This is a genomic window from Roseateles sp. GW821-FHT02E12, assembly GCF_059421665.1.
On record NZ_JBWKVK010000005.1, the window covers coordinates 25,420 to 41,547 of the forward strand.

Genomic DNA, 16,128 nt, shown 5'->3' on the forward strand with positions numbered 1-16,128 from the left:
CCCCTGAACGTGGAACCTATGCAGCCGATGAAGGAAGTTGACGGGATCACGCGCGAGCGCTTTGAGCGCGACGTGGTGCCCGCCTACGAGCCGGTGGTGATGCGCGGCGCGGTGAAGCATTGGCCGCTGGTGGCGCAAGGCCGCGCGGGCCTGGAAGGCTGCCTGAAGTACCTGATGGGCTTCGATGGCGGCCAGCCTGTGGATGCCGTGCTGGCCAAGCCCGAGCCCACACGGGCCTTCAGCTACAAGCCGGGCCTGGACGGCTTCAACTTCATGCGCGACAAGCGGCCCTACGCCGCCTTGTTCGAGCAGCTCTGGCGCTACAGCCACTTTCCGGACCCGCCCAGCCTGGCGGCGCAGAGCGCGCTGGTGTCGGAGGCGCTGCCGGGCCTGGAGCAGGCGAACGCGCTGCCGCTGCTTGACGCCACCATCCCGCCGCGCATCTGGATCGGCAACCGCGCCACCGTGCCCGCGCATTTCGATGACTCGCACAACATCGCCTGCGTGGCGGCCGGGCGGCGCCGCTTCACGCTGCTGCCGCCTCAGTGCGCGCCGCTGCTGTATCTCGGCCCGCCCGACTACGCGCCCACGCCAGCGCCGATGTCCGTGGTGCCCGACCTGCACCGGGCCGACCCGGCGCAGTTCCCGTTGGTGAGCGAGGCGCTGGAGCGCGCCGTGGTGGCCGAGCTGGAGCCGGGCGACGCGATCTACATGCCGCCGTTGTGGTTCCACCAGGTCGAGGCGCTGGCGCCGCACCTGAACATCCTGATGAACTACTGGTGGCGGCCGCTGGCAGCACCCGCGCGCAACGACGACCTGCACCTGGCCGCGATGCGGCTGGCGATGCTGGCCTTGCGCCACTTGCCGGATGGCGAGCGCGAAGGCTGGCGCGCGCTGTTCGCGCACTACGTGTTTGGCGCGCGAGGTGAGGGCTTGGCGCACATCCCCGAGGGGCAGCGCCATCTGTTCGGCGACGTGGACGCGGCGCGTGATGCCGAGATCCGCGACGACCTCGTCGGCCGCCTCAAGCCCTGAGCCGCGCGGCGCCGGGCCGCCCCAAGCAAGCGGTCGTCCCCCCGGGGGACCGGCCGACGTACTCGTCGGCCCAGGGGCAGGCATTCGTCACCACAGGTACATCTGCAAGGTCTTGTCGCCCGCGCGCGGCGGGATGTTGGCGAGCAGCTCGCGGTGGTCGGGGAAGTTCAGCGCGCTGCGCGCGACGAAGTCGTCCACCGTTTCCAGCTGGTGCTGTGCCTGCTGGGCGGTCGGCGGCTGCAGGTCTGCGGCATCCGGAAAGATGCCCATACCGGCCAGCAGCGCGTACCAGGACACGGTGGGATAGCCCTGCCCGAAACGGCCGGCCTTGAGGCCGGCGACCAGCGGCTTGCGGGACATCCATGTCATCAGCACGCCTTGCAGCGAGTCCGACAGCTTCATGTTCTCGGCGTTGGCGCGCCAGTATTCGGTGTCGGTGCGGGAGTTGGTCTTGTAGTGCGCCACGATGTAGTCGCGGGTGTTCTCGAAGCGCACCTTCATGGCATCGTTGAACGCTTCCTGCGCGGCGGGGCCGAGGTCGCGTTTCTCCAGCACTTCCACCAGCATGGCGGCGGTGCGCTGCACGAACAGCAGGGCAGTGGCTTCCAGCGGCTCGATGAAGCCTTGCGACAGGCCCACGGCCACGCAGTTGCGGCTCCAGATCTTGGACATGCGGCCCACGCGCATCTTGAGGTGGCGTGCGGGCACGTCGGCGTCCAGCAGGCCCAGGTGCCGGCGCAGCTCGGTCTCGGCCTCGTCCGCCGAGCAGTGCGCGCTGCTGTAGACGTAGCCGTTGCCGTGGCGTGTGGTGAGCGGGATCTTCCACGCCCAGCCGTGGCGCAGCGCGGTGGACACGGTCTGAGACTCGATGCGGCCAACGAGCGGTGTCGGCATCGCGATGGCCGCGTCGTTGAACAGGTTCTCCGCGTAGGGGAGGAAGGGCGTCTGCAGCGCCTTGCCGATCATCAGCGACGCAAAGCCGGAGCAGTCGACGAAGAAGTCGGCGGCCAGCGTCTCGCCGCCGTCGAGCTGCAGGTGGCTGATGTCGCCGCGCTCGTTGAGCTGCACCTGGGTGACGTGGCGCTGCAGGTGGGTCACGCCCCGCTCCACCGCCTTGGCCCCAAGGAACTGGCCCAGCAGCGTCGCGTCGAAGTGATACCCGTACCAGACGTCGAACGGGAAGTCGGGCCTGGCGCGCGGGCCGCGGGCCTGGCGGGCCAGTGCCGCGGTGACGAAGAAGCGGTCTGGATGGGCGTGCACGTCCGCGCCGTCCAGCCGCGCATGCACGTTGTCCACGAACTGATGCATGGTCAGGTTGTCCAGCATCGAGACGAAGGGGTGGAAGTAGCGCTCGAAGCCAGGCTTGGTGGACCAGCCATCGAACGTGATGCCGCTCTTGTACGTGGCGTTGCACGCGGGCATCCATTCGGACTCCTCGATGCCCAGGTCCTCGAAGAACTTGCGCAGCCAGGGCGTCGAGCCTTCACCCACGCCGATGATCCCGACCTGGGGGGACTCCAGCACCGTCACTTTCAGGCGAGGGCCGTAGGCCGTGTTCGCCAGCATCAGGGCCGTCATCCAGCCCGCCGAGCCGCCGCCGACGACGCAGACATGCTGCACGGGCGGCGCATCCGTGCTGCGGCTCAACGGGCGCGCGGCGCTGGACGAGGCGAGGGTGGTGGCGGTTTCGGTCATGCGGCTGTCGAAATGAAAAAGGGGAACGTGTTGCCACGCTCCCCTTCGATTTTGGTCACCTGCGGCGCCTGCCGGAACCCGAGAGTTCCAGCAGGGTCGGTGGTCATCATGCCTGCCGGCTTGCATGCCGGCAGTCCTTCGATAGGCGTCGCAGAGTCCGCAGGGACTCTGCTCGGTCCGATCTCAGAACTTGATGCGGGCGGTCAGGTAGAACTGGCGGCCGTTCTTGTAGATGCCGCGCGGCTGCACTTCCGAGGCGTAGTACTTCAGCTTCGGGTCGTTCAGGTTCTGTGCATCCAGGCTCAGGGCGAAGTTCTCGCTGAACTTGTAGCCCAGCGATGCCGACAGCACGCCGTTGCCCTTCTGGTAGTAGTCGGTGCTGCGGTCGGTGCCGATGAAGATGTCGTCCGTGTAGCTGTAGTTCAGGCGGGCCGAGAACTGGTCGTTCTCGAAGAAGCCGCCCAGGGTGAACGAGTTCTTCACGTCGCCGCGCAGCACGTGGCCGTCTTGGTCATGACCATCCGCAAAGGTGTAGTTCGCGCTGACGCCGAAGTTGTTGGCGATCGGCGTTTCGAACGCGAACTCCAGGCCGGTGACAGAAGCCTTCTTGTTGGTCAGGCCGGTGATGACGAACTGGCGGTTTGCCACAGCCTGCGTCGAGCCGCCGGGCGCATTGCCGAGCAGGGCCGGGTAGGTGCCGGTGAAGGTGCCGTTCGTGATGTAGCTGGCCATCTGCATGTGGAAGGCACCCATCGACACGAAGGCACGAGGCGCGAAGTACCACTCGATGTTGGCATCGAAGTTGGTCGAGCGGATCGGCTTCAGGTCGGCGTTGCCGGCGGTGCCACTGCCCACGACGGTGTTGTTGCCATACATGCCGGCGGTGTTCAGCGACGTGAAGGCAGACAGCGCCGTGTAGTCGGCACGGGTCAGCGTGCGGCTGAGCGCCAGGCGTGCAACCACGCTCTTGGTGACATCGATGCGGATGCTGGCGCTGGGCAGCAGGTCGGTGTAGCTGCGGTCCGAGGTGGTCGCAGCGAAGTTGCCGAACAAGGATGCCACGTCAGGCGTTTCACCCGGCAGGGTCGGGCGGAAGGCGCCCGAGCTTTGCTTGGTGCGAACCGCGCGCAGGCCCACGTTGCCGCTCCAGCTGTCGCCTTCCAGCGTGCCCTGCAGGTAGGCAGCGGTGCTGGTTTCCTTCACGCTGTACTCGCCGCCGTCGAAGGGCGAGCGACGCGCGATGGGGTCGCGGTTGGTGTAGGCGGCGTTGTAGGCAGCCAGCGCATCCGCGGGGATGTAGGCGATGTTGGTCGGGAAACCGCTTCCCAGGCCGCTACCGAAGTTGCCCGGATAGGTGCTGCTGAGGGCCGGCACGTTCGCGCCCCACGCGCCAAGAGGACCTTGGCTGATGGTCGGGTCGGTGTAGCGCTTGTGCTCGGCGCTGCGCACGCCGAACTTCAGGCTCTTCAGCACGCCGGCGTCCAGCGAGTACTCGCCGTCCACCTGGGCCCAGCTTTCCTTGTCGTGCACGATGGTGTGCTGGTTGCCGAAGATCCAGTCGGCACCCAGGACCGGCGCGGTAAAGCCGAAGGAAGGCGCCGTATCCGTGCCGTTGAGCTGGTAGCTGGCGTGGGTCGTGTTGATGTGCTCTTCGAGCACGTCCTGGCTGAGGGTCTGGCCCTTGCCCTTGGACGAACCGGCGTTGACGGTCAGCGTCAGCGCGTTGTTCACCTTCCAGGAACCGTCCAGGCTCAGGTAGCCGCTCTCGGCCGAGGCCTTGCGCGAGATCATGTCGTAGTAGCCAGCGGTCGAAGCCGAGGCCCAGTCGAACGTCGCGCTCGTCAGCGTCTTCACGCCCTTGCTGTCGGTGGCGATCGAATAGTTCGAGATCGTGGCGCTGTTGATCAGGCCGGCGCGCGGCGCGATCAGGAAGTTGCGGTTGTAGTTGTCCGCATCCATCTTGGACGAGAAGCCGGTCAGCGTGATGTCCACGTCCTGGGTGGGCTTGAACTCGGCGCGAATCAGGCCGCCCTTGCGCTCGCGCTCTTGCGTGAAGTAGGCCGCACCGATCAGGTCGGGGGTGTAGACGCCGGCCAGTTCAGGGTGAGCGGCGATCAGGGTCGGCGCGTTGGCGCTGCTCAGCTGGTTGATGTAGCCGAGCGCTTCCACGCCGTCACGACGCAGGCTGCGCTTTTCCGAGAAGGCTTGCACCAGGACGCCGAAAGTCTTGGAGTCGTTCTTGAAGTTGGCCAGCACGCTCAGTTGCGGGTCCGTTTTCTTGGGCAGGCTGGCGTAGACGGCGCCGATGCCGGCTTCAATGGTCAGTGCCTTGGAGAACTCCAGAGGCTTGCGGGTGATGATGTTCACCGAACCTGCGGTGCCACCTTCCACCAGGGAGGCTTCGGCGCTCTTGCGCACTTCGACGCGGCTCACCAGTTCGGAGGGCAGCAGCGAGTAGCTGACGCTGCGGCCGACGCCGGCGCCGGTCTGGTCCAGCACGAACCAGTCGCCGTTGGCGATGCCGTGGCCGTCCAGCAGCGTCTGCGTCAGGCTGGGGTTGGTGCCGCGCAGACCCACGCGGTCGCGCTCGTCGAAGCCACCGGAGCCGCCGGCAGGGCTGTTCAGGATGGTGACGCCAGGCACGCGGGCCAGCGAGTCGGCCACGTTCTTGTCGGGCATCTTGCCGATGTCTTCGGCGGAGATGACGTCGATGTGGGCGTCAGCGTTGCGCTTGACGGCGAGGGATTTCTCCTGCGACGCCCGGATGCCCGTGATGGTCACGGTGTCGAGTTGCTGAGCAGCCGGCGCCTGCTGCGCCATGGCGACGCCGCTGGCGCCGAGTAGGGCGATGAATACCGCCTGCGAGATGGGGGTCTGCTTGACCTTCATTTACTGTTCCTCGTTGTGGCCAATGAATCGGGGCGGCGGTGACTGCGTCCAGTGCGTGCATACCACCTTGGGTCCGGTTGCTGCCGTCGCTGGCCTCAGCGACGGCTCTCAACCAGTGCGATGCCACTGTAACGACTGATAACGCCACTTTGCTACCAATTTTTACTGGGGGGTTTCCCGGGTGGTAGCGGCGCAACCTGCTTTCCATGGGTGCTCGCCCCTGTATGCGAGTGGTTTCGCATCTGGAATTGGTACTTGATTGGCATTGGTGCGTGTCAAAAACTGTTGCGCTTCGGCGACGAAGGGCTTGTCTTTGGGCTCGACTTTGCCGTCGGGTGGCTGTCAGCCGGTAGTCGGGTGGCCTTGATCTGGTCCGGAATTGGTCGGCTGCGCGTATCTGCTGGATGGCCGGCGCTCGAACGGGGCGTTGGGCGCGTCCTGCTTCGTGCCGGTCGGCGTGCGCGGTAGCGGGCTCCCGCGGGGCTTGCGCCGAGTGCCGCGGAGCGCTCCGGACCTCTTTTGCTCTTCTTGGCGAAGGCGCTGTTGCGCCTCCATCGCCCTGTGCTATAGTTGCGGGCTTGCCTCAGGAGGGGTGGCCGAGTGGTTAAAGGCAGCAGACTGTAAATCTGCCCGCATAGCGTACGCTGGTTCGAATCCAGCCTCCTCCACCAAAAGCTGCCGTTGCTGGCGGTTGTGGCAAGGCTCCCAGGGCGGGAGTAGTTCAATGGTAGAACCTTAGCCTTCCAAGCTAATGACACGGGTTCGATTCCCGTTTCCCGCTCCATTTCGGAGTGACTTGGTTGGCGTGCGTCGACACCGGTTTGCCGGCCTTCATTGGCGTCAAACCCGTGCCGATGCCCTTGTGGCTCAGTGGTAGAGCACTCCCTTGGTAAGGGAGAGGTCACGCGTTCGATCCGCGTCAAGGGCACCACCTATTCTCTTTTTTCTTCTACTCGTCTCAACGGGTTCGCCTCAGGAGCGCAAGATGGCAAAAGGCAAGTTTGAACGGACCAAGCCGCACGTGAACGTGGGCACGATTGGCCACGTTGACCATGGCAAGACCACGCTGACCGCGGCAATCGCGACCGTGCTGTCCAAGAAGTTCGGCGGCGAGGCCAAGGCCTACGACCAGATCGACGCAGCGCCCGAAGAAAAGGCCCGCGGCATCACGATCAACACCGCCCACGTCGAGTACGAGACGGCCAACCGCCACTACGCGCACGTTGACTGCCCCGGCCACGCCGACTACGTCAAGAACATGATCACCGGTGCCGCCCAGATGGACGGCGCCATCCTGGTGTGCTCGGCCGCTGACGGCCCGATGCCCCAGACCCGCGAGCACATCCTGCTGGCTCGCCAGGTCGGCGTGAAGTTCATCATCGTCTTCCTGAACAAGTGCGACATGGTCGACGACGCCGAGCTGCTCGAGCTGGTCGAAATGGAAGTGCGCGAGCTCCTGTCCAAGTACGACTTCCCCGGCGACGACACCCCCATCATCAAGGGTTCGGCCAAGCTGGCGCTGGAAGGCGACACGGGCGACCTGGGCGAGCAAGCCATCATGCGTCTTGCTGACGCGCTGGACACCTACATCCCCCAGCCGGACCGTGCCATCGACGGCGCCTTCCTGCTGCCGGTTGAAGACGTGTTCTCGATCTCTGGCCGCGGCACCGTCGTGACCGGTCGCGTCGAGCGCGGCATCATCAAGGTCGGCGAAGAAATCGAAATCGTGGGCATCCGCGAAGTCCAGAAGACCACGGTCACGGGCGTCGAAATGTTCCGCAAGCTGCTGGACCAAGGTCAAGCAGGCGACAACGTCGGCATCCTGCTGCGCGGCACCAAGCGCGAAGACGTCGAGCGCGGCCAAGTGCTGGCCAAGCCCGGCTCGATCAAGCCCCACACCCACTTCACGGCCGAGATCTACGTCTTGTCCAAGGAAGAGGGCGGCCGCCACACCCCGTTCTTCAACAACTACCGTCCCCAGTTCTACTTCCGCACGACGGACGTGACCGGTGCCGTGGAGCTGCCGAAGGACAAGGAAATGGTCATGCCGGGCGACAACGTCGGCATCACCGTGAAGCTGATTGCACCGATCGCCATGGAGACGGGCCTGCGCTTCGCCATCCGTGAAGGCGGCCGTACCGTCGGCTCGGGCGTCGTCGCAACGATCCTCGCGTAAGTTTTTCAAGGCCACAGGGGCATAGCTCAATTGGCAGAGCGTCGGTCTCCAAAACCGAAGGTTGGGGGTTCGAGACCCTCTGCCCCTGCCACCCGCCACTGATCACGGCGGTTGGTTTTCTGGCTAACCAAGCATCGGCCCGCGAGAGTGATCTCGGCGGGCCTTGCTGCTGATGGCTGCAAGCCTTGGCAGCACCTGACAGCCGCTTAAAAGCGGCGCGTGAAAGTGAAGTGATGGCGAATCCTCCCCAAGTCGAGACCGTGACGAGCGGCGCCGACAAGGCCAAGCTGGCCCTTGCGGTGCTGCTGCTGATCGGCGCGCTGGCGGCCTATTACGGCCTGTCCAAGCAAGGCGCGCTGGTGCAGTGGGCCTCGCTGATCGTGTTGCTGGCTGCCGGTGTGGCGGCCTTCTTCACGTCCGAGCACGGCAAGGCCTTGATCGCCTACGGCCGCGACTCGTCGCGCGAAGTCAAGAAGGTGGTCTGGCCGACTCGCAAGGAAGCGACCCAGATGACCGGTTATGTGTTCGCCTTCGTCGTCGTCATGGCGCTTTTCCTGTGGCTGACCGACAAGACGCTGGAATGGGTGCTTTACGACCTGATCCTGGGCTGGAAGCGCTGATCAACAGCGATACGCAAGCGAAGGCAAGGAATCCGAATGTCTGAAGAACAAGTCGTCACGGTTGAAGCCCCGGTTGGCCCGCCCAAGCGTTGGTACGTCGTCCATGCTTACTCGGGCATGGAGAAAGCCGTCGAACGCAATCTGCGCGAGCGCATCGACCGCGCCGCCATGCAGGACAAGTTCGGCCGCATCCTGGTGCCGACCGAAGAAGTCGTCGAGCTGAAGAACGGCAAGAAGGCCGTCACCGAGCGCCGCTTCTTCCCGGGCTACGTGCTGGTCGAGATGTTCATGGACGACGAGTCCTGGCACCTGGTGAAGCACACGTCCAAGGTGACGGGCTTCGTCGGCGGCGCCAAGAACCGCCCCGCTCCGATCTCGGAAGCCGAGGTCATGAAGATCGTCAACCAGATGCAGGAAGGCGTCGAGAAGCCCCGGCCCAAGGTCGAGTGGACGGTCGGCGAGGTCGTGCGCGTCAAGGAAGGCCCCTTCACCGACTTCAACGGTTCGGTCGAGGAAGTCAACTACGACAAGTCCAAGGTACGTGTGTCGGTCACGATCTTCGGCCGCGCTACGCCGGTCGAGCTGGACTTCTCGCAGGTCGAGAAAGTTTGACGAATCGAGAGGTTCGTCAAACTTCGCCGCTGGCCTGGAGGGCCTAAGGCAAAGTCTGACGGACTAGAATCCTGGGTTCGGCCGGCGTCCCTAACGTCGGCCCGTGATCAGTCTGCAACGAGAGGCGGACAAGAGGAGCAAAGGTAGGAACGCAAGTTCCGAGTCCGATGCGCTAGCACTCAGGTGCCCAGGCTTTGCCGCCCGGGCACTGGATTGGAGAAAACATGGCAAAGAAAATTGTCGGCTTCATCAAGCTGCAAGTCGCCGCAGGCAAGGCTAACCCCTCGCCGCCGGTTGGTCCCGCGCTGGGTCAGCGTGGCCTGAACATCATGGAGTTCTGCAAGGCGTTCAACGCCCAGACTTCGGGCGCTGGCTTCGAGCCGGGCATGAAGCTGCCGGTGGTCATCACCGCGTTCGCGGACAAGAGCTTCACCTTCGTCATCAAGTCGCCCCCGGCGACCGTGCTGATCAAGAAGGCTGCCAAGATCGAAAAGGGCTCGCAGCGCCCCCATCTGGACAAGGTCGGCAAGCTGACCCGCGCCCAGCTGGAAGAGATCGCAACGATCAAGACCAAGGACCTGACGGCTGCCAGCATGGACGCCGCAGTCAAGACCATCGCCGGCTCCGCCCGCTCGATGGGCATCATCGTGGAAGGGGTCTGACATGGCCAAGCTCACCAAGAAGCAAAAGGCGCTGGCTGGCAAGGTCGAATCGACCAAGCTGTACCCGCTGACCGAAGCCCTCGAACTGGTCAAGGGCCTGGCCTCCGCCAAGTTCGATGAGTCCATCGACGTTGCCGTGCAACTTGGCATCGATGCCAAGAAGTCGGACCAAGTCGTTCGCGGCGCCGTCGTGCTGCCCAATGGCACCGGCAAGACCAAGCGCGTCGCCGTCTTCGCCCAAGGCGCCAAGGCTGACGAAGCCCGTGCCGCTGGTGCTGACGTTGTCGGCATGGAAGACCTGGCCGAGCGCGTCAAGGCGGGCGACATGCCCTTCGACGTGGTCATCGCCTCGCCGGACACGATGCGTGTCGTCGGTACCTTGGGTCAGATCCTGGGCCCGCGCGGCCTGATGCCTAACCCCAAGGTTGGCACCGTGACCCCGGACGTCGCCACCGCCGTCAAGAACGCCAAGGCTGGCCAGGTCCAGTTCCGCGTCGACAAGGCCGGCATCATCCACGGCACCCTCGGCCGTCGTTCGTTCGACACCGACAAGCTGGAAGGCAACCTGCGCGCGCTGATCGAGGCTCTGAACAAGTCCAAGCCGGCGTCGAGCAAGGGCATCTACCTGCGCAAGGTCGCCATCTCTTCGACGATGGGCGTCGGCGCCCGCGTCGAAATCGCGTCGATCAACGCCCAGGCCAACGCGGCCTGAACAAAGACCAGGCCTTGGTGGCCTGGGCACTGAATCTGTCCGGGGCGAGTCTGGCCCTGGGCAACAAGATTGGTGGGGCGTCGCTCCGGTTCGCCGGGGCGGCGCGTCATCCAAGACCGTTGGTGGAGACCCCTTAAATCTCGGCGCAAGTCGGGAACCAACGCAGATGGCGGTCCCGCTGTAGGGTTGTGCGCTTCGAGCCATCGGAGCGGGTTTCCTGACAGATGGTCGCTAATTCCCTGGCGCTCCCGAAGCCGCAAGGCTGAGAGAGCAAATGTGAGGAGTAGACCTTGAGTCTCAATCGCAACGAGAAGGCAGTCGTTGTCTCCGACGTCGCAGCGCAAGCTGCCAAGTCGCAGACGCTGGCGCTGGCCGAGTACCGTGGCCTCACCGTGGAAGCCTTGAACAAGCTGCGCATCACCGCGCGTGCCCAAGGTGTGTATCTTCACGTGCTGAAGAACACCCTGGCGCGTCGTGCTGTTGCCGGCACCCCGTTCGAGGCTGCTGCGGAGAGCATGGTCGGCCCGCTGATCTACGGCTTTTCGGAAGACGCTGTCGCTGCTGCCAAAGTCATCGCTGACTTTGCCAAGACCAACGACAAGCTCGTCATCAAGGGCGGTGCGTACGGCGGCAAGGCTCTGGACGTGAACGGCGTGAAAGCGCTGGCATCCGTCCCGAGCAAGGAAGTGCTGCTGTCGCAAATCGCAGGCCTGCTGCTGTCGCCGGTGCAGCGCACCGCGGCCGTGCTGGCTGCCCTGGCTGCAAAGCGCGGCGAAGGCGCCGCTTCTACGGAAGCTGCCGCTGAAGAAGCCCCGGCTGCTGCCTGATCGACGAACTAACGCGTTACACGCAATCAATCTGTTTTAAGGAAATTCATCATGGCATTCGACAAAGACGCTTTCCTGTCCGCTCTGGACAGCATGACCGTTCTGGAACTGAACGATCTGGTCAAGGCAATTGAAGAGAAGTTCGGCGTGTCCGCCGCTTCGATGGCTGCTGCCGGCGGCGGCGGTGGCGGCGGCGCTGCTGCTGCTGTTGCTGAAGAAAAGACCGAATTCAACGTCGTGCTGCTCGAAGCCGGCGCTCAGAAGGTCTCCGTCATCAAGGCCGTTCGCGAAATCACGGGCCTGGGCCTGAAGGAAGCCAAGGACCTGGTCGATGGCGCTCCGAAGAACGTCAAGGAAGCCATTGCCAAGGCCGACGCCGAAGCCGCTGTCAAGAAGCTGATCGAAGCCGGCGCCAAGGCCGAGCTGAAGTAAGACTTTGGGATTGGATCTGCGCAGCAGCTCCAATCCCACGGGCTAGAAAAGGGGTTGCCTTTGGGCTTCCCCTTTTTCGTCTTTGCGGGTTAATCCTGCTTGAGAACAGCTGAAAGCACTCGGCGCAGTATGATGCGCAGTTCTTTCAAGTGTTCTCTGATCCGACTGCAGAGAACCAGTTTGGTCGGACTCCGGTAAACCTTCCCAGGTGAGGCCTGAGTTGTCCGCCAGCGGTTGGTAGTGGCCAACCACCAAGCTAGGCATTCGCCCGTTCTGGGCGGATGAGCCAGCCAGTCGCCGACGCGGCTCGCCCCACGGCCAGGGGTGGGCTCGACACGGAGTGTTTATGGCGCAAGCAACCCCCTACAGCTATACCGAGCGCAAGCGGATCCGCAAGAGCTTCGGCAAGCGCGAGAGCGTTCTCAACGTTCCCTATCTGCTGACCATGCAGAAGGACAGCTACGTGGCCTTCCTGCAGAAGGACGTGGCCCCCGCCAAACGCAAGCCCGAAGGGCTTCAGGCGGCTTTCCTCTCAGCGTTCCCGATTGTTTCGCACAACGGTTTCGTCGAGATGAAGTTCCTCGAGTTCAACATCGCCAAGCCGCCGTTCGACACCCGTGAGTGCCAACAGCGGGGGTTGACCTACGCAGCCGCCGTGCGCGCGCGCCTGCAGATGATCATCTATGACCGTGAGTCGCCCCAGGCGAAGACCGTCAAGGAGATCAAGGAACAAGAGGTCTACATGGGCGAAGTGCCCCTGATGACCGACTACGGCAGTTTCATCGTCAACGGTACCGAGCGCGTCATCGTGTCGCAGCTGCACCGTTCGCCGGGCGTGTTCTTCGAGCACGACAAGGGCAAGACGCACTCGTCGGGCAAGCTGCTGTTCAGCGCCCGCATCATTCCTTACCGCGGCTCCTGGCTGGACTTCGAGTTCGACCCGAAGGACATCCTGTACTTCCGCGTCGACCGCCGCCGCAAGATGCCGGTCACCATCCTGCTGAAGGCCATCGGCCTGAAGCCGGAACAAATCCTGGCCCACTTCTTCGTGTTCGACAACTTCCGCCTGATGGACGTTGGCGCGCAGCTCGAATTCGTTGCCGACCGCCTGAAGGGTGAAGTCGCCCGCTTCGACATCGTCGACAAGTCGGGTGCCGTCATCGTCGAGAAGGACAAGCGCATCACCGCGCGTCACGCTCGCCAGCTGGAGCAATCCGGCACGCAGCACATCTCGGTGCCGGAAGACTTCCTGGTCGGCCGCGTGCTGGCCAAGAACATGATCGACGCCGACACCGGCGAGATCATTGCGAAGGCCAACGACGAACTGACCGACGCGCTGCTGAAGAAGCTGCGCCAGGCCGGCGTCAAGGAAATCCAGTGCCTGTTCACGAACGAGCTGGACGAAGGCGCCTACATCTCGCAGACGCTGGCGTCTGACGAGACCGAGACCCAACTGGCTGCCCGCGTCGCGATCTATCGCATGATGCGCCCCGGCGAGCCGCCGACGGAAGATGCCGTCGAGGCCCTGTTCAACCGCCTGTTCTACAGCACCGACACCTACGACCTGAGCCGTGTCGGCCGCATGAAGTTCAACGCGCGTGTCGGCCGTGACACGCCCGAGGGCAACATGAACCTGTCCAACGAGGACATCCTTGACGTCGTCAAGATCCTCGTCGAGCTGCGCAATGGCCGCGGCGAAGTGGACGACATCGACCACTTGGGCAACCGTCGCGTGCGCTGCGTGGGCGAACTGGCCGAAAACCAGTACCGCTCGGGCCTCGCCCGTATCGAGAAGGCCGTCAAGGAGCGTCTGGGCCAGGCCGAGACCGAAGCCCTGATGCCGCACGACCTGATCAACTCCAAGCCGATCTCCGCGGCGCTGAAGGAGTTCTTCGGTGCGTCGCAGCTGTCGCAGTTCATGGACCAGACCAACCCGCTGTCGGAAATCACGCACAAGCGCCGTGTTTCCGCTCTTGGCCCGGGTGGTTTGACCCGCGAGCGCGCTGGCTTCGAAGTCCGCGACGTGCATCCGACCCATTACGGCCGCGTCTGCCCGATCGAAACGCCGGAAGGCCCGAACATCGGCCTGATCAACTCGCTGGCGCTGTTCGCTCAGCTCAACGAGTACGGCTTCCTGGAAACGCCGTATCGCCGCGTCGTCGACGGCCACGTCACCGACCAGATCGACTACCTGTCTGCCATCGAGGAAGGCAAGTACGTCATCGCCCAGGCGAATGCGACGCTGAACACCACCGGCGAACTGACGGACGAGCTGGTCTCGGCTCGTGAGAACGGCGAGTCGGTGCTGACGTCGCCTGAGCGCATCCAGTACATGGACGTGGCGCCGACGCAGATCGTGTCGGTCGCTGCCTCGCTCGTGCCCTTCCTGGAGCACGATGACGCGAACCGCGCGCTGATGGGCGCCAACATGCAGCGTCAGGCCGTGCCGGTGCTGCGTCCTGAGAAGGCTTTCGTGGGTACGGGCGTCGAGCGCGTGGCTGCGAAGGACTCGGGTACGGTGGTCGCGGCTCGCCGCGGCGGCGTGGTCGACTATGTCGACACGAACCGGATCGTGATCCGCGTGAACGATGACGAGACCGTGGCCGGTGAGGTCGGTGTCGACATCTACAACCTGATCAAGTACCAGCGTTCCAACCAGAACACCAACATCCACCAGCGCCCGATCGTGCGCCGTGGCGACAAGGTGGCGGCCGAGGACATCATTGCCGACGGCGCGTCGACCGACATCGGTGAACTGGCCCTGGGCCAGAACATGCTGGTCGCGTTCATGCCCTGGAACGGCTACAACTTCGAGGACTCGATCCTCATCAGCGAACGCGTCATCGCCGAAGACCGCTACACCTCGATCCACATCGAGGAGCTGGTCGTCAACGCGCGTGACACCAAGCTGGGCGCCGAGGAAATCACCCGCGACATCCCGAACCTGTCGGAGCAACAACTCGGCCGTCTGGACGAGTCGGGCATCGTCTACGTCGGTGCCGAAGTGAACCCGGGCGACGTGCTGGTTGGCAAGGTTACGCCCAAGGGCGAGACGACGCTGACGCCGGAAGAGAAGCTGCTGCGCGCCATCTTCGGCGAGAAGGCTTCGGACGTGAAGGACACGTCGCTGCGTGTCGACCAAGGCACCAACGGCACCGTCATCGACGTGCAGGTCTTCACCCGTGAAGGCATCCAGCGCGACAAGCGCGCCCAGCAGATCATCGACGACGAGCTGAAGCGCTACCGCCTGGACCTGAACGACCAGCTGCGCATCGTCGAGAGCGACGCCTTCGACCGGATCGAGAAGCTGCTGGTCGGCAAGATCGCCAACGGCGGCCCGCAGAAGATCGCCAAGGGCACGGCCATCGACAAGGACTACCTGGCTTCGGTCGAGAAGTTCCACTGGTTCGATATCCGCCCGGCCGAGGAAGAGGTCGCCAACCAGCTCGAGTCGATCAAGAACTCGCTCGAGCAGACGCGCCACAGCTTCGATCTGGCTTTTGAAGAAAAGCGCAAGAAGCTGACGCAGGGCGACGAGCTGCCTGCCGGCGTGCTGAAGATGGTCAAGGTCTACCTGGCCGTCAAGCGTCGCCTGCAGCCTGGCGACAAGATGGCCGGCCGTCACGGCAACAAGGGTGTCGTGTCCAAGGTCACCCCGATCGAAGACATGCCTTACATGGCCGACGGCACGCCCGCCGACATCGTGCTGAACCCGCTGGGCGTCCCGTCGCGGATGAACGTGGGCCAGGTGCTGGAAGTGCACTTGGGCTGGGCCGGCAAGGGCATTGGCCAGCGCATCGGCGACATGCTGCAGGAGCACACCAAGGTGGCCGAACTGCGCAAGCTGTTCGACGAGCTCTACAACCAGAGCGGTGGCAAGACCGAGAGCATCGACTCCCTGTCCGACGCTGAAGTGCTGGAGATGGCCGCCAACCTCGCCAAGGGCGTGCCCTTCGCGACGCCGGTCTTCGACGGCGCCAAGGAAGAAGAAATCCGCGGCATGCTGAAGCTGGCCTACCCGGACGACATCGCCGCCAAGAAGGGTCTGACCGCCACGCGCACCCAGGCCTGGCTGTGCGATGGCCGCACTGGCGAGCAGTTCGAGCGCCCGGTCACCGTCGGCTACATGCACGTGCTGAAGCTGCACCACTTGGTGGACGACAAGATGCACGCCCGTTCGACCGGCCCGTACTCGCTCGTCACGCAGCAACCGCTGGGCGGCAAGGCGCAGTTCGGCGGCCAGCGTTTCGGCGAAATGGAAGTCTGGGCGCTGGAAGCCTATGGCGCCTCCTACATCCTGCAGGAAATGCTGACGGTCAAGTCCGACGACGTGAACGGCCGGACCAAGGTCTACGAGTCCATCGTCAAGGGCGAACACGCCATCGAAGCCGGCATGCCGGAATCCTTCAATGTCTTGGTCAAGGAAATCCGTTCCCTTGGCATCGACATTGAATTGGTTAAGAACTAA

The 16,128-nt window shown here is 64.1% G+C and carries 11 protein-coding genes and 4 tRNA genes; 13 read left to right on the forward strand and 2 right to left on the reverse strand.

Going from position 1 to position 16,128, the window contains the following annotated elements; genetic code table 11:
• Positions 1 to 27 precede the first annotated feature (27 nt).
• Positions 28 to 1,035, forward strand: a complete 1,008-nt coding sequence (locus AC07V5_RS27515; protein ID WP_495118824.1) for a cupin-like domain-containing protein — start codon at positions 28 to 30, stop codon at positions 1,033 to 1,035.
• 87 nt (positions 1,036 to 1,122) lie between these two features.
• On the opposite strand, the gene AC07V5_RS27520 is transcribed toward AC07V5_RS27515, so the two are convergent.
• Positions 1,123 to 2,730 (reverse strand): tryptophan halogenase family protein, encoded by a 1,608-nt coding sequence (locus AC07V5_RS27520; protein WP_495118825.1) that lies wholly within the window; start codon positions 2,728 to 2,730, stop codon positions 1,123 to 1,125.
• A 183-nt stretch (positions 2,731 to 2,913) separates the two neighbouring features.
• Positions 2,914 to 5,619, reverse strand: coding sequence for a TonB-dependent receptor (locus AC07V5_RS27525; RefSeq protein ID WP_495118826.1), 2,706 nt, complete (start codon positions 5,617 to 5,619; stop codon positions 2,914 to 2,916).
• A gap of 586 nt (positions 5,620 to 6,205) precedes the next feature.
• Here AC07V5_RS27525 and AC07V5_RS27530 point away from each other — a divergent pair.
• From AC07V5_RS27530 to rpoB, 12 genes are all read left to right on the forward strand, one after another.
• A tRNA-Tyr gene (locus AC07V5_RS27530) sits at positions 6,206 to 6,290 on the forward strand.
• 39 nt (positions 6,291 to 6,329) lie between these two features.
• A tRNA-Gly gene (locus AC07V5_RS27535) sits at positions 6,330 to 6,403 on the forward strand.
• A gap of 72 nt (positions 6,404 to 6,475) precedes the next feature.
• Positions 6,476 to 6,550, forward strand: a tRNA-Thr gene (locus AC07V5_RS27540).
• A gap of 54 nt (positions 6,551 to 6,604) precedes the next feature.
• Positions 6,605 to 7,795, forward strand: a complete 1,191-nt coding sequence (gene tuf, locus AC07V5_RS27545) for an elongation factor Tu (protein ID WP_444764031.1) — start codon at positions 6,605 to 6,607, stop codon at positions 7,793 to 7,795.
• 15 nt (positions 7,796 to 7,810) lie between these two features.
• Positions 7,811 to 7,886: transfer RNA gene (locus tag AC07V5_RS27550), tRNA-Trp, on the forward strand.
• A 142-nt stretch (positions 7,887 to 8,028) separates the two neighbouring features.
• Entirely contained in the window at positions 8,029 to 8,415 is a 387-nt protein-coding gene (gene secE, locus AC07V5_RS27555; protein WP_495118827.1) for a preprotein translocase subunit SecE, read from the forward strand.
• A 36-nt stretch (positions 8,416 to 8,451) separates the two neighbouring features.
• On the forward strand, positions 8,452 to 9,027 hold the full coding sequence (gene nusG, locus AC07V5_RS27560) for a transcription termination/antitermination protein NusG (protein ID WP_495118828.1): 576 nt from the start codon (positions 8,452 to 8,454) through the stop codon (positions 9,025 to 9,027).
• Between the two features lie 224 nt (positions 9,028 to 9,251).
• The gene (gene rplK / locus AC07V5_RS27565) at positions 9,252 to 9,689 is read left to right on the forward strand and encodes a 50S ribosomal protein L11 (RefSeq protein ID WP_056265790.1); all 438 of its coding nucleotides are present in this window, start codon (positions 9,252 to 9,254) and stop codon (positions 9,687 to 9,689) included.
• A gap of 1 nt (position 9,690) precedes the next feature.
• Positions 9,691 to 10,401, forward strand: a complete 711-nt coding sequence (gene rplA, locus AC07V5_RS27570) for a 50S ribosomal protein L1 (RefSeq protein ID WP_495118829.1) — start codon at positions 9,691 to 9,693, stop codon at positions 10,399 to 10,401.
• A gap of 290 nt (positions 10,402 to 10,691) precedes the next feature.
• The gene (gene rplJ / locus AC07V5_RS27575; protein WP_495118830.1) at positions 10,692 to 11,228 is read left to right on the forward strand and encodes a 50S ribosomal protein L10; all 537 of its coding nucleotides are present in this window, start codon (positions 10,692 to 10,694) and stop codon (positions 11,226 to 11,228) included.
• 51 nt (positions 11,229 to 11,279) lie between these two features.
• The gene (gene rplL / locus AC07V5_RS27580; protein WP_495118831.1) at positions 11,280 to 11,660 is read left to right on the forward strand and encodes a 50S ribosomal protein L7/L12; all 381 of its coding nucleotides are present in this window, start codon (positions 11,280 to 11,282) and stop codon (positions 11,658 to 11,660) included.
• Between the two features lie 346 nt (positions 11,661 to 12,006).
• Positions 12,007 to 16,128, forward strand: a complete 4,122-nt coding sequence (gene rpoB / locus AC07V5_RS27585; protein WP_495118832.1) for a DNA-directed RNA polymerase subunit beta — start codon at positions 12,007 to 12,009, stop codon at positions 16,126 to 16,128.